The sequence below is a fragment of the Caldicellulosiruptor kronotskyensis 2002 genome, from assembly GCF_000166775.1.
GTDB classification, from domain to species: domain Bacteria; phylum Bacillota; class Thermoanaerobacteria; order Caldicellulosiruptorales; family Caldicellulosiruptoraceae; genus Caldicellulosiruptor; species Caldicellulosiruptor kronotskyensis.
Genome location: NC_014720.1, coordinates 639,303 through 653,715 on the forward strand (window position 1 = coordinate 639,303; position 14,413 = coordinate 653,715).

At 37.5% G+C, this 14,413-nt stretch carries 11 protein-coding genes; all 11 read left to right on the forward strand.

Translation table 11 applies throughout. The annotated features are described in order from the left end of the window. Positions 1-23: 23 nt before the first annotated feature. Entirely contained in the window at positions 24-2,174 is a 2,151-nt protein-coding gene (rnr, locus tag CALKRO_RS02655) for a ribonuclease R (RefSeq protein ID WP_013429574.1), read from the forward strand. 17 nt (positions 2,175-2,191) lie between these two features. Beyond that, entirely contained in the window at positions 2,192-3,796 is a 1,605-nt protein-coding gene (gene dnaX / locus CALKRO_RS02660) for a DNA polymerase III subunit gamma/tau (protein ID WP_013429575.1), read from the forward strand. Positions 3,797-3,810: 14 nt separating this feature from the next. Beyond that, positions 3,811-4,893: a DUF362 domain-containing protein gene (locus tag CALKRO_RS02665; protein WP_013429576.1), complete on the forward strand. Its 1,083-nt coding sequence runs from the start codon at positions 3,811-3,813 to the stop codon at positions 4,891-4,893. A 284-nt stretch (positions 4,894-5,177) separates the two neighbouring features. Next, positions 5,178-5,723 (forward strand): ribosome hibernation-promoting factor, HPF/YfiA family, encoded by a 546-nt coding sequence (hpf, locus tag CALKRO_RS02670; protein WP_013429577.1) that lies wholly within the window; start codon positions 5,178-5,180, stop codon positions 5,721-5,723. Positions 5,724-5,878: 155 nt separating this feature from the next. Next, positions 5,879-8,425, forward strand: a complete 2,547-nt coding sequence (gene secA, locus CALKRO_RS02675) for a preprotein translocase subunit SecA (protein WP_013429578.1) — start codon at positions 5,879-5,881, stop codon at positions 8,423-8,425. 39 nt (positions 8,426-8,464) lie between these two features. Further along, a protein-coding gene (prfB, locus tag CALKRO_RS02680; RefSeq protein WP_237699117.1) for a peptide chain release factor 2 occupies positions 8,465-9,584 on the forward strand; the annotation gives its coding sequence in 2 pieces (ribosomal slippage) (positions 8,465-8,527 and positions 8,529-9,584; 1,119 coding nt in all). Beyond that, a complete protein-coding gene (locus CALKRO_RS02685) occupies positions 9,581-10,036 on the forward strand; it encodes a chemotaxis protein CheW (RefSeq protein ID WP_013429580.1) in 456 nt (151 codons plus the stop codon). The genes prfB and CALKRO_RS02685 overlap by 4 nt, the downstream gene beginning before the upstream one ends. A gap of 172 nt (positions 10,037-10,208) precedes the next feature. Further along, positions 10,209-11,498, forward strand: a complete 1,290-nt coding sequence (leuC, locus tag CALKRO_RS02690) for a 3-isopropylmalate dehydratase large subunit (protein ID WP_013429581.1) — start codon at positions 10,209-10,211, stop codon at positions 11,496-11,498. Beyond that, positions 11,499-11,999: a 3-isopropylmalate dehydratase small subunit gene (leuD, locus tag CALKRO_RS02695; RefSeq protein ID WP_013402599.1), complete on the forward strand. Its 501-nt coding sequence runs from the start codon at positions 11,499-11,501 to the stop codon at positions 11,997-11,999. Then, entirely contained in the window at positions 11,992-13,059 is a 1,068-nt protein-coding gene (gene leuB / locus CALKRO_RS02700) for a 3-isopropylmalate dehydrogenase (RefSeq protein WP_013429582.1), read from the forward strand. Before leuD ends, leuB begins: the two co-directional genes overlap by 8 nt. Positions 13,060-13,172: 113 nt before the next feature. Continuing rightward, complete coding sequence (locus tag CALKRO_RS02705) at positions 13,173-14,303, forward strand: aldo/keto reductase (RefSeq protein ID WP_013429583.1); 1,131 nt, start codon at positions 13,173-13,175, stop codon at positions 14,301-14,303. Positions 14,304-14,413: the final 110 nt, after the last annotated feature.

Sequence of the window (14,413 nt, forward strand, 5' to 3'; positions counted from 1 at the left end):
TAGAAAAAGGATGTGATAGTCCTGTGAAAAAAATTAAATTTGAAGAGAAAAAACAGGAGGTTTTAAATCTTTTTCAGGAAGAAAGTTATCATCCCATGACCTTTTCAGAAATCCTTGAGATTTTGAACTGGCAAGAAAAAGATGAAAAGCTTCTCAGAAAGATATTAGAAGAATTAGAACAAGAGGGCAAGATTGTAAAGACGAAGCGTGGCAGGTTCGGTCTTGCCGAAGAGATGAACTTGTTTGCTGGAGTGCTTGAGGTAAATCCGCGCGGCTATGGTTTTCTGATTCCTGACAATCCAAATGTTCCAGATATTTATATTTCACCTGAGAACATGAATGGTGCTATGCATGGAGACAGAGTGCTTGTCAAGGCACTTTCTGCTGTTCCTGTTGAGGGTAAAAAAATTGAAGGATATGTTGAGAGAATTTTACAAAGGGGTATTACAAAAGTTGTTGGAAGGTATGAGGATAGCAAAAACTTTGGTTTTGTTATTCCAGATGACCAGAGGATAACATATGATATCTATATTCCAAAGAGCAGTAAGAATAAAGCAAAGACAGGTCAGAAGGTTGTTGTTGAGATTACAAGGTATCCTGAAAAAAGAAGAAATCCTGAAGGGAAAATTGTTGAGATTTTGGGGTATGAAAATGCCAAAGGTGTTGACATTCTCTCAATAATCAAGAAATATGAACTTGACGAGGAATTTCCAAAAGAGGTACTAAAAGAAGTTGAGAATATTCCAGATGAAGTGACAGAAGAGGATTTAGAAGGAAGGGTTGACCTTCGCAACTTAACAATCTTTACAATTGATGGCGAGGACGCAAAAGACTTTGATGATGCAGTATCTATCCAAAAACTTCCAAATGGGAACTATCTTTTGGGTGTTCACATTGCTGATGTAAGCCACTATGTAAAACCAAACACCCATCTTGACAAGGAAGCCTACAAGCGTGGAACATCTGTATATCTTGTTGACAGAGTTATACCAATGCTTCCGTTTAAGCTTTCAAATGGTATCTGTTCACTTAACCCCAATGTTGACAGATTGACGTTTTCAGTTATGATGGAGATTGATAAGCAAGGAAATGTTGTAAAACATGATATATTTGAAAGTGTTATAAGAAGCAAAGAGAGAATGACCTATACAAATGTTACAAAGATTCTCAAAGAAGAGGACAAGGAGCTTTTGAAAAGGTATGAACATATAAGGGAAGACTTAGAGCTTATGCGCGAGCTTGCACTTATCCTGCGAGAAAAGAGAATGAAAAGAGGGGCTTTGGACTTTGATTTTGACGAGACAAAAGTCATACTGGACAAAAACGGCAAACCTATAGATGTTGTTCGATATGAGCTTACAATCTCTAATAAAATAATTGAAGAGTTTATGTTGATTTGTAATGAAACAGTTGCAAATCATTTTTACTGGTTAAATGTTCCGTTTTTGTACAGGGTTCATGAAGAACCTGATATTGAAAAGATTTATCAATTTGCAGAGTTCATATACAATATGGGATATGTTTTAAAAGGTATATCAAATAAGGTTCATCCCAAAGCTTTACAGGCAGTTTTAGAGCAAAGCCGTGGAACACCAGAAGAAAGGGTCATTCATACTTTGTGTTTGAGGTCGCTAAAAAAAGCCAGATACTGTGAAGAAAATCTTGGGCACTTTGGTCTTTCGACAGAATACTATTGTCACTTTACCTCTCCAATTAGAAGGTATCCTGACCTTGTCATCCACAGAATTATGAAAGATGTATTAAAAGGTAAAATGACAGAAAAGAAGGCTCAAAAATTAAAACTTAAAATGCCAGAGATTGCAAAGTGGACGTCACAGAGAGAAAGAGTTGCAGAAGAAGCAGAAAGAGAAACAATTGACCTCAAGAAGGTTGAATTTATGCAGGACAAGATTGGTCAGGTCTTTGAAGGAATTATTTCGAATGTCACGCCTTTTGGATTTTTTGTTGAACTTGAAAATACAATCGAAGGCTTGGTAAGAGTCAGCTCTTTAGAAGATGATTATTATGTCTTTAATGAAAAAACTTATCAGCTAATAGGCGAGAAGTCCAAAAAGGTATACAAGATAGGTGACAAGGTAAAAGTAATGCTCATTGACGCCAATGTCCCGCTAAGACAAATTGAGTTTTCTGTTGTTGAAAAACTCAAAATGTAGAAAAAAGGGTGATAAGTATGCACATAGCACTTTACAGGAAATACAGGCCCAAAGTGTTTGAAGATGTTGTTGCACAAGAGCACATAACAAGGACTTTAAAAAATCAAATAAAACAGGACAAAGTAGCTCACGCATACATCTTTTGCGGCCCGAGAGGCACTGGCAAGACAACAACTGCAAAAATAATGTCAAGAGCTGTGAACTGTTTGAATCCCAAGGATGGGAATCCGTGCAACGAATGTGAGATATGCAGAAGCATCTTGGATGAAAAGACGCTTGATGTTTTGGAGATTGACGCTGCATCAAACACAAGTGTAAATGATGTGAGACAAATCAGGGACGAGGTCAGGTACCCACCTTCTGTTTGCAAAAAGAAGGTATATATAATAGACGAGGTGCACATGCTCTCAACAGGGGCTTTCAACGCGCTTTTAAAAACCCTTGAAGAACCTCCCGAACATGCACTTTTTATTCTGGCAACCACAGATATTCAGAAAGTACCTGCAACCATTCTTTCAAGATGTCAGAGGTTTGATTTTAAAAGGATTTCTGTAAAGGACATATATGAAAGGCTCAAAAAGATTGTTCAGATGGAAAATATTTCGATTGACGATAATGCCCTCTATTTGATTTCGCAAAAGGCAGAAGGTGCTCTGAGGGATGCTTTGACCATATTAGAAAGGTGTATAAATACATCTGATGAACATATAACCTACAAGTTTGTTGCAAATCTTTTAGGTGTTACATCAACCGAGATAGTGAAAGAATATATTGCTGCTATTGTAGAAAATGATTCAAACAAAGGACTTAAAGTCGTAAATAGACTTTGGGATGAAGGAATGGATGTAAATACTTTTTTAGAAGAAGCTGTGAAGCTTTTGAGAAGTGCACTTATTTTGCGACTTGGCGCAAAAGATGTTTTAGTTGACATGCTTGAAAGTGATAAAGATTTTGTCATTAATATATCAAACCTTGTTGATTCAAACAGACTTGTTTCAATTATAAAGATGCTTATTGACACCGCCAACCAGATACGCTGGACAAGGTTTCCAAAGGTTTTGCTTGAAATAAACACAATAAAGCTTTGCGACAGCCAGTTTGACACCTCATTTGAAACGCTCATTGAAAGAGTTCGAAAACTTGAGACAAAACTTTCTCAGCTTGCTGAAAATCCCAAGGCTTTTGAAGCTTTAAAGTTTGAAAAAGCTCAATCTACAAAACAAGAGCAAAAGACAGTAAATATAGCTGAAAAAAGTGCATCAAGTGTGGACAGCAATGCATCTTTTTCATTGTCTGAGATTTTGAGCAGGTGGCAGGAAATAAAAGAGGCTATCAAAGAAGAAAAGCCGGGACTTTCGCATGTTCTTCAAAATGCCAGCCTGAGGTTAGAAAATGGTGTGAAGGTGTGTTTTAAGCAGGAAGATAGTGTGTTTGCAGAGGTTTTGAGCAGAAACATGGAGTATTTTAAGTCAGTTCTAAAGAGGATTGTGGGGTATGAAGGTGAAGTCATTGTTGATGTTGAAAAGCAAGAGCCATTTAAAGAAAATACTGTGTCTGACCAGGAAATAATAAACAAGCTTAAGGACATCTTCCCTGACACAGAGATTACTATAAAAGAGTGAAAGGAAGAAAAAATATGAACAACAATATTTACATCATCTACGGTAAAGATGCTAAATCTATGACAAAACAGCTTCTTGAGTATGCCGATGTGAAAAAATATATTCCTCTGGGGAGCAAAATTGCTATAAAGCCCAACTTGGTTGTTGCAAAGCCGTATACCTCAGGTGCTACAACAAATCCACATATTGTTGAAGGAATCATAGAGTACTTGAGTGAAAATGGGTTTGAAAACATTGCAATTTTAGAGGGTGCATGGCTTGGCGCTTCTACAAAAAGGGCGTTTGAAGTTTGTGGGTATACTGAGATTGCAAAGAAGTATAATGTAAAGCTCATTGACACGAAAGATGATAAGCCTTTGAAGATAAATGTTGATGGATTTGAACTGAACATTTGTAGCCAGGTCTATAGCTACGATTTTTTAATAAACGTTCCGCTTTTGAAAGGGCACTGCCAGACACAACTTACCTGTGCTTTGAAAAATCTCAAAGGGCTTATTCCTGACAGTGAAAAGAGAAGGTTTCACACACTTGGTCTTCACAAACCAATTGCCTACTTGAACAAAGCAATAAAGACACATATAATAGTGGTGGACAGTATTATGCCAGACCCTGACTTTGAAGAGGGAGGAAATCCTGTTGAGAAGGATTTTATAGCCCTTGGCTTTGACCCGGTTCTGATTGACAGCTTTGCTGCCGAGCATTTGGGATACAACCCATATGACATTGAATACATAAGATTAGCAGAAAAATTAGGTATTGGGAAAGCAGGTGAGTATAATCTCATAGAAATAAATTCTGATAAAAAACCTACAGGAGTTTCAAAAAGGTCTTCAATTGTTTCAAGATACACAAAATATATTGAAGAAAAAGACGCATGTTCTGTATGTTATGCAAACCTCATAAGTGCTCTTATGAGGTTAGACGAGCAGGGGATTTTAAAAAGACTTTCGAAAAAACTCTACATTGGACAAGGCTATAAAGGGAAAGTTATGGATGGAATAGGAATTGGGAGCTGTACAAGCGATTTTAATATATGCAAACAGGGATGTCCTCCAAAGTCAAACGAGATTGTTGAATTTTTAAAACAGAATTTATAGTAAATACTCATACTCAAGGGCACATGCATGTAATAGAAGATGTATGTGTCCTTTTTGTTTAAAAAATAGAAAGGGACTTTTCAACAACCAGAGACACTTGGGAAATAACATATCCACAGAGTTATCCACATTATCCACAGCTTATTTTTAAACAGAATGGATATTTGCTTATTGTGAATTGTGGATAATTTTGTGGAAAAAATTTTTGTGTAAATAAGTCGAAATTGGTGGTATATATATAATATCAAAACAAAACTTTCTACATAGAAAGGATGGTCAATATGATGAACTTTATTATCAGTGGTAAAAACATAGAAGTAACTGATGCACTAAAAGAGAGGGTTGAAAAAAAACTTTCAAAACTTGAGAGGTATATAAAACTAAATACAGATGTTCATGTAACTTTGAGTGTTGAAAAGATTTCACATATAGTTGAAGTGACAATACCGTTTCATGGAATGATTTTGAGAGCTGAAGAGAGAAGCAACGATATGTACAGTGCCATAGATTTGGTAGTTGACACCTTGGAAAGACAAATTAGAAAGTTCAAAACAAAGATAGCAAAAAGGGCAAAAGACGCAGAGTCTTTGCGATACATGACATTTGAATTGGAAGAACCTGAAAAAGAGGTTCAAGAAGAAAATAGTGAGTTTAAAATTGCTAAAACAAAGAGGTTTCCAATAAAGCCAATGAGTGTTGAAGAGGCTATTTTGCAAATGAATTTGCTTGGTCACAACTTCTTTGTATTCTTAAATCAGGACACAGATAAGGTGAACGTGGTATATAAAAGAAACGACGGCGCGTATGGTTTAATTGAACCTGAATATTAAAAGTTTTTTAACAAAAGAAAAAAATTTAGAGCATCACTGCCCCCGCTCAAAGACGTTTTGTCTTTGAGCGGATTTTTGTTTGAATATGCATTCAAGAAGTGATAAAATAATTATTTGAAATGTCCAAAAAATTTTCAAAAATCGAGGGTGGAAAAATGTTAAAGATAATTGAAAAGCTTATAGGTAGCTACAGTGAAAGAGAGATAAAAAAAATCTTGCCAATAGTTGACAAAATAGAGTCGCTTGCACCAGAGTATGAAAGATTAACAGATGCAGAGCTGAGGCAAAAGACAGATATATTCAAACAGAGGCTAAAAAACGGCGAAACTTTGGACGATATCCTGCCAGAAGCATTTGCAGCTGTGCGAGAGGCTGCTTGGCGAACGCTCAGGATGCGCCATTTTAGAGTGCAGCTTATAGGTGGAATAGTTTTGCACCAGGGCAGGATTGCAGAGATGAAAACTGGTGAAGGTAAAACCCTTGTGGCAACTCTACCTGCGTACTTGAACGCTTTGGAGGGCAAGGGTGTTCATATAGTAACTGTCAATGACTACTTGGCAAAAAGAGACGCTGAGTGGATGGGACCTATTTACAATTTCTTGGGGCTTTCTGTTGGTGTTATAGTCCATGGACTTAGTCATGAAGAGAGGAAAAAAGCATACAACTGTGATATTACCTATGGTACAAATAACGAGTTTGGGTTTGATTACTTGCGAGACAACATGGCAATTTACAAAGAAGAACTTGTGCAAAGAGAGTTAAACTATGCAATAATCGATGAGGTTGACTCAATCTTGATTGATGAGGCAAGAACGCCTCTTATCATCTCAGGTCCTGCTGAGAAATCAACAGACCTTTACAAAAGAGCTGACAATTTTGTAAGAAGACTAAAACCTCTTTATTATAACAGTGATGATGACAAACAAATGCCTGATACAAACGGCTATGACTATATAGTAAACGAGAAAAGACACACAGTTTCGCTCACAGAAGAGGGTATCAAGAAGGCCGAGAAATATTTTGGTGTTACAAACTTAGCTGACCCAGAAAATGCAACGCTTCATCATCACATTATCCAGGCATTGAAAGCCCATGCTCTTATGAAAAGAGATAGGGACTATGTTGTAAAAGATGGGCAGGTAATAATTGTTGATGAGTTCACAGGAAGATTGATGTACGGACGAAGGTTTTCGGAGGGGCTTCACCAAGCAATAGAGGCAAAAGAAGGTGTGAGGATAGAAAGAGAGAGCAAAACTTTAGCAACAATAACTTTTCAGAACTATTTCAGGCTTTACAAAAAACTTGCTGGTATGACAGGTACTGCAAAAACTGAAGAGCAGGAGTTCAGAGAGATTTACAAGCTTGATGTTATAGAAATTCCAACTCATAAACCAATGATAAGAATTGACCATCCAGACAAGGTTTACAAGACAGAAAAGGCAAAGTTTGAAGCAATTGTTCAGGAGATTGTTGAGACTCATAAGAAAGGCCAGCCTGTTTTGGTTGGTACAGTGTCAATTGAGAAGTCTGAGATGCTGAGCGAGATGCTCAAAAAACATGGTATAAAACATGAAGTTTTAAATGCGAAACATCATGAAAAAGAGGCAATGATAATTGCAAAGGCTGGTCAAAGAGGTGCTGTAACAATTGCAACCAACATGGCAGGCCGTGGAACAGACATTGTTTTGGGCGAGGGTGTTGCTGAGCTTGGTGGACTCAAAGTAATCGGCACAGAAAGACATGAGAGCAGGCGAATAGACAACCAGCTTCGTGGAAGAGCCGGCCGTCAGGGTGACCCTGGTGAATCAAGGTTCTATGTATCATTGGAAGACGATTTAATGAGACTTTTTGGTTCAGAGAGGATTAAAAATCTTGTTGAATCGCTGGGCTTGCCTGATGACCAGCCAATTGAACATAAGATCTTGTCTGATGCAATTGAAAAGGCACAAAAGAGGGTTGAGGCACGAAACTTCGAGATACGAAAACATCTTTTGCAGTTTGACGATGTTTTGAACAAGCAAAGAGAGATAATATACTCACAAAGGCGCAAGGTTTTAGAAGGCGAGAACTTAAGGGATTCTATCCTTGGCATGATAGATGAGCTTGTGGACTACAAGATAAAAATTTACACAGGCGAAAGTCCTCACCCTGAAGACTGGGATATAAAAGGTCTTTTGCAGGATTTGAAGTTTATATTCTTGGATAGTGAGCTTTCTGAGCAGGATGCAAAAAATATGACAAAACAGGAGCTGAAAGAAAAGCTCATCTCAATTGCAAAAGAAAAATATGAGAAGAAAGAACAAGAAATTGGCGAGCTTATGCGTGAGCTTGAAAGGGTTGTGCTTTTGCGAGTTGTTGACATGCACTGGATGGAGCATATAGATGCTGTTGAGCAGCTGAGAGAAGGTATATCGCTTCGTGCGATTGGTCAAAAAGACCCAATAGTTGAGTTCAGGTTCGAAGCGTTTGAGATGTTTGATGAGATGATAAAGAGAATTCAGGAGGACACAATAAAGATTATACTTCATGCAAATGTTGAAAATATGCCTCAGAGAGAAAGAGTTGCAAAAGAAATGTATGAAAATGCGCCATCAGACACGCCTGTAAGAAAACCTGTTGTAAAAACACAGAAGGTTGGGAGAAACGATCCATGTCCTTGCGGTAGCGGCAAAAAATACAAAAAATGCTGTGGCGCAGTTTAATTCATAAATATATCTTATAGGAAGGAGTGGTCTTAAAGTATGCTAATGCTTGAAGAAATTTTGCAAAGACTTGAAAAGGCAGAAGAAGATTTAAAAGAAATGAGGGTTTCTCTTTGACATTGATGGGCTGGAAAGTGAACTGAAATCCTTAGAGAATGAGACATCAAAACCTGAGTTCTGGCAAGACATAGAAAATTCCCAAAAAGTTTTGCAGAAGATAAAGAGAATAAAAGATAAAATAGAAAGATTCCAAAAGTTATACTCTCAATGGGAGGATTTAAAAGTCTTGACAGAGCTCAGTATAGAAGAAGGCAACCACGAGATGTCAGAAGAACTTGAAAAAGAGCTCATTAGCCTCGAAAGAAAAATAGATGAATTTAAGATAGAAATTCTTTTAAACGGTCCATATGACAAAAATAATGCAATATTATCAATCCATGCTGGTGCAGGTGGCACAGAAGCTCAGGACTGGGCAGAGATGTTACTTAGGATGTACACGCGCTGGGCTGCAAAAAAAGGTTACAAGGTTGAAACTTTAGACATTCTGCCCGGTGAAGAGGCAGGTATTAAAAATGTCACCATTCGAATAGTTGGTGAAAATGCTTATGGGTATTTAAAAGCTGAGAAAGGAGTTCACAGGCTTGTGAGGATATCACCTTTTGATGCGGCTGGAAGAAGACATACCTCCTTTGCAGCGGTTGAGGTCCTGCCCGAGGTTGAAGATGATACAGACATTGAGATAAAGGAAGAGGACCTTGAGATAGACACATACAGATCATCTGGTGCAGGTGGTCAGCATGTTAACAAAACAGAGTCAGCTGTCAGAATAAAGCATATTCCAACAGGTATTGTAGTTACATGCCAGAATGAGAGATCTCAACATAAAAATAGAGAGATTGCTCTTAAAATCTTAAAAGCAAAACTTTTAGAACTCAAAGAAAAGGAAAGAAGAGAGAAGATCCAAAAACTTAAAGGTGAACAAACAGAGATTGGCTGGGGCAACCAAATTAGGTCATATGTATTTTGTCCGTACACTTTGGTAAAAGACCACAGGACAGAAGCAGAAGTAGGGAATGTTGAGGCAGTAATGGACGGTGAGATAGATGTCTTCATAAATGCGTACCTCAAGAAATTTAGAAACGAGGAGGATGTTGCGTGAAACAGTATGTAATTTTCAATGTAGGTGATTACAGCTTTGGGGTTGACATACTTGAGATTGTTGAGATTATAAAGCCAAACAAGATTGTAAAGGTACCAAGTATGCCCCAGTATGTTGAAGGGATTATTGATGTAAGAGGCACATCTGTTCCGGTTTACAACCTTGCAAAGCGTCTGGAGATTGAGTCGAAAGCAGAGACGCAAAAAATTATTATTGTTGAGCTTTCCAAGTTCCAGCTTGGATTTTTGGTTGATGATGTCTCTGAGATACTCAAAATCGAAGATGACAAAATTGAAAAGGCAAATGAGAGCATCAGGGGAATCAAGCGAAAATTCATTGACTCAATTGCGCGTGTGGGAGATGACATGATTATCATTCTTGACCTTAAAAATGTGCTTACAATTGAAGAGGAAGAACAAATATCTGATATGCTGACAGATAAAAATCAATAAGATTTTTTTGAATATTAGGGGCTTTTTTTAAACATAAATTTTCTTGGAAAGCCCCTTTTTGTTTGCAAAAAACATGATATTTTTTATCAGAATAAAAAAATAAATAATTGAAAACTGTATACAGGTATACTAAAATAAATTTCAAAATAAGAGCAAGGGGTGAAATTTAAATATGACAAAACCGATGACAATGTCACAAAAGATTTTGGCATACCACGCAGGAAAAGAATATGTTGAACCAGGAGACTTGATTTTTGCAAATGTTGACCTTGTTTTGGGGAATGACGTTACAACACCTGTTGCTATAAAGGAGTTTGAAAAGATAGGGATTGACAGGGTTTTTGACAAAGATAAAATTGCAATAGTTCCAGACCATTTTACTCCAAACAAAGACATAAAGTCTGCTCAGCAGTGCAAGATGGTTCGCGAGTTTGCTAAAAAGTATGAGATTACAAATTATTTTGAAGTTGGCGAGATGGGCATTGAACATGCACTCTTGCCAGAAAAAGGACTTGTTGTGCCGGGTGATTTGGTAATTGGTGCAGATTCGCATACTTGCACATATGGTGCACTTGGTGCTTTTTCAACAGGAATTGGTTCTACTGACATGGCATGTGCAATGGCAACAGGAAAGTGTTGGTTCAAAGTTCCAGAGGCCATTAAATTTATTCTCTACGGCAAAAAAACTGGCTGGACATCGGGAAAAGATATCATCCTTCACATTATTGGTATGATAGGTGTTGATGGTGCACTTTACAAGTCAATGGAATACACGGGAGAAGGTTTAAAATCACTTTCAATGGATGACAGGTTCACCATTGCTAACATGGCAATTGAAGCAGGTGCGAAAAATGGCATATTTGAGGTTGATGAAAAGACAATAGAGTATGTAAAACAGCACTCTACAAAGCCTTATAAGATATTCAAGGCAGACGAGGATGCAGAGTATTCACAGGTCTTTGAGATTGATATTTCAAAAATTAGACCCACAGTTGCCTTTCCACATCTTCCAGAGAATACAAAGACGATTGATGAGATAACAGAAAAGATTTATATTGACCAGGTTGTGATTGGTTCTTGCACAAATGGCAGAATTGAAGACTTGAGGATTGCAGCAAAGATCTTAAAAGGAAGAAAAGTTAAAAAAGGTCTCAGATGTATTATATTCCCTACAACACAGAATATATACAAGCAGGCATTAAAAGAGGGACTCATTGAGATATTCATTGACGCTGGATGTGTTGTTTCAACACCAACTTGTGGTCCATGTCTTGGTGGACACATGGGAATTTTGGCAGATGGTGAGAAAGCTTTGGCAACAACAAATAGGAACTTTGTTGGCAGAATGGGTCATCCAAACAGTGAAGTGTATCTTTCATCGCCTGCAATTGCAGCTGCATCAGCAGTTTTGGGTTATATTGGTTCACCTGAAGAGCTTGGAATGAAAGGGGATGATGAATAGATGATTTTTAAAGGAAAAGCTCATAAATATTATGATAATATTGATACAGACGTAATTATTCCTGCAAGGTATCTTAACACATCTGACCCAAATGAGCTTGCAAAGCATTGTTTAGAGGATTTGGATAAAGAGTTTGTGAACAAGGTTCAAAAAGGTGACATTTTAGTTGCTGGGAAAAACTTTGGATGTGGATCTTCAAGGGAACATGCACCAATTGCAATAAAGGCATGTGGAGTTTCTTGTGTCGTTGCAAAGTCATTTGCAAGAATTTTCTATCGAAATGCAATAAATATTGGTCTTCCAATTGTTGAGTGTGAAGAGGCAGTAGATGGTATAGAAGCTGGAGATGAGGTTGAGGTTGACCTTGTAAATGGAATAATTAAAAATCTAACAAAAGGTAAAGAGTTTAAAGCAAAACCCTTTCCAGAGTTTATGCAAAATATAATGAAAGCAGGCGGACTTATAGAGTTTGTAAAAGGAGAGTTGAAAAAAGATGCATAGGATAGCTGTAATTCCTGGAGATGGAATAGGTCCTGAAGTAATTGAACAAGCACTAATTGTTCTTGATAAAGTATCTTCAAAGTTTAGTATGAAGTTTGAATATATATTCATTGATGCTGGCGGATGTGCAATTGACAAGTATGGTGTGCCAATTAGAGAGGAAGATTTAGAACTTGTTAAAAAATGTGAGGCAACATTATTGGGTGCTGTTGGTGGACCAAAATGGGATGGACTTCCCGGAAATTTGAGACCTGAACAGGCGCTTTTGAAGCTCAGAGGAGGACTAAAAGTTTATGCAAACCTGAGGCCTGCTGTGCTGTATGATGAGCTAAAGGATTCATCCCCGCTCAAAAAGGAGATTGTAGACAAGGGCATTGATATCCTGGTTGTAAGAGAGCTAATTGGTGGTATGTACTTTGGTCCAAAGGGAAGAGAAGAAAAAGATGGCGATGAAGTGGCTTATGACACAGAGGTGTATTCAAAAAGTGAAGTTAGAAGAATTGCAAAGGTTGCGTTTGAAGCTGCCAGAAAGAGAAAGAAAAAAGTAACCTCTGTTGACAAGGCAAACATATTAGAATCATCAAGGCTCTGGAGAGAAACTGTTGAAGAGGTTGCAAAAGATTATCCGGATGTGGAGCTAAATCACATGTATGTTGACAATGCGTCAATGCAGCTTGTAAAAGACCCATCACAGTTTGATGTTATACTTACCTCTAATATGTTTGGGGATATTTTGTCAGATGAAGCATCAATGATTGTAGGGTCAATTGGGATGCTTGCTTCTGCATCGCTTGGTGATAATAAGGTTGGTCTTTATGAACCAATTCACGGAACTGCTCCGGATATTGCAGGGCAAGATTTGGCAAACCCGATTGCAACAATTTTGTCTGCTGCGATGATGCTGCGCTACAGCTTTGACATGGAAGATGCTGCAAAGGCTGTAGAAAATGCAGTAAAGATTGCTCTAAAAGAAGGATACAGAACAAGAGATATCTACACAGAAAATTGTAAGCTTGTTGGAACAAAGCAGATGGGAAAAATCATTTGTGAAAATATCTAAAAGCTGCAGAAAATTTTCTGCAGCTTTTTTGTGTTTAAATTCTTTTTAAAGTAAGGTAAAATATAAACATAAAGCATTTTTTAAATAAACCATACACTGGAGGGGTTTTTGAAATGAAGTACAGACCCTTTGGGAAAACAGACTTTATGGTGTCTGCTCTTGGATTTGGTGCAATGAGGTTACCAATCTTAGATGGTGACTATTCGAAGATTGACGAAGAAAAAGCAATTGAAATGCTGCATTTTGCAATCGACAATGGAATCAATTACATTGACACAGCGTATGTATATCATGGTGGTAACAGTGAAGTTTTGGTCGGTAAAGCTTTGAAAGGAGGATATAGAGAAAAGGTTAAGATTGCAACAAAACTTCCTGTCTGGCAGGTAAATAATTTTGATGATGCTGATAGGATTTTGGATGAGCAGCTAAAAAGACTTGATACAAGCTACATTGACTTTTATCTTTTGCATGCTCTTAACAAAGACCACTGGAAGAAGTTAAAAGAGATGAATATCTTCAAGTGGATTGAAAAAGTGCTTCTTGAGGGTAAAATAAAATATATTGGGTTTTCGTTCCATGACGATGTAGCTACATTCAAAGATATTGTTGATAGCTACAACTGGACCTTCTGCCAAATACAGTACAATATCCTCAACCGAAACTATCAGGCAGGGGAAGAGGGGCTCAAATACGCAGCTGCAAAAGGAATGGCAGTTGTTATCATGGAACCGCTTTTGGGTGGGAGACTTGCAAAAGAGCCGCCTCAAGAGATAAAACAGCTTTGGGAAAAAGCACCTATCAAAAGAACACCTGTTGAGTGGGCACTTTCATGGCTCTGGAACCAAAAAGAGGTGTCAGTTGTGCTAAGCGGTATGAGTACGCTCGATCAGGTAAAAGAAAATATTGAATATGCAAGTAAATATGAAGTGGGAAGTTTAACTGACGAGGAACTTGAGCTTGTTGAAAAGGTTGCGCAAAAGTATAATGAGCTGAGAAAAGTCAACTGTACAGAGTGCAAATACTGTATGCCATGCCCACAGGGAATTGATATTCCTTGGAATTTTAGCATTTACAATCAGGCAAGCATGTATAACATGTTTGAAGAAATGAAGAATGACTATTTAAAAAAGGAAAAAGAGAGAGCTGAAAACTGTATAGAATGTGGCGTATGTGAAACAAAATGTCCACAAAATCTCCCAATTAGAGATCTTTTAAAAGAGGTTGCAGCTTATTTTTCGAAATAAAAATAGGTTATTTACTTTGAAATGCATTTTGTGATAAAATACTGCATGTTGTGGGAAGATAAAAATTCTTTCTTCCCTTGCTCCCAAAAAGAGCGTTGGGGGCCTTTAAG

Bases quoted from the DNA above. Each gene is read 5' to 3' on its own strand.
- dnaX (WP_013429575.1), top strand. From the start codon at position 2,192: ATGCACATAGCACTTTACAGGAAATACAGGCCCAAAGTGTTTGAAGAT.
- CALKRO_RS02665 (WP_013429576.1), top strand. From the start codon at position 3,811: ATGAACAACAATATTTACATCATCTACGGTAAAGATGCTAAATCTATG.
- hpf (WP_013429577.1), top strand. From the start codon at position 5,178: ATGAACTTTATTATCAGTGGTAAAAACATAGAAGTAACTGATGCACTA.
- secA (WP_013429578.1), top strand. From the start codon at position 5,879: ATGTTAAAGATAATTGAAAAGCTTATAGGTAGCTACAGTGAAAGAGAG.
- leuC (WP_013429581.1), top strand. From the start codon at position 10,209: ATGACAAAACCGATGACAATGTCACAAAAGATTTTGGCATACCACGCA.
- leuD (WP_013402599.1), top strand. From the start codon at position 11,499: ATGATTTTTAAAGGAAAAGCTCATAAATATTATGATAATATTGATACA.
- leuB (WP_013429582.1), top strand. From the start codon at position 11,992: ATGCATAGGATAGCTGTAATTCCTGGAGATGGAATAGGTCCTGAAGTA.
- CALKRO_RS02705 (WP_013429583.1), top strand. From the start codon at position 13,173: ATGAAGTACAGACCCTTTGGGAAAACAGACTTTATGGTGTCTGCTCTT.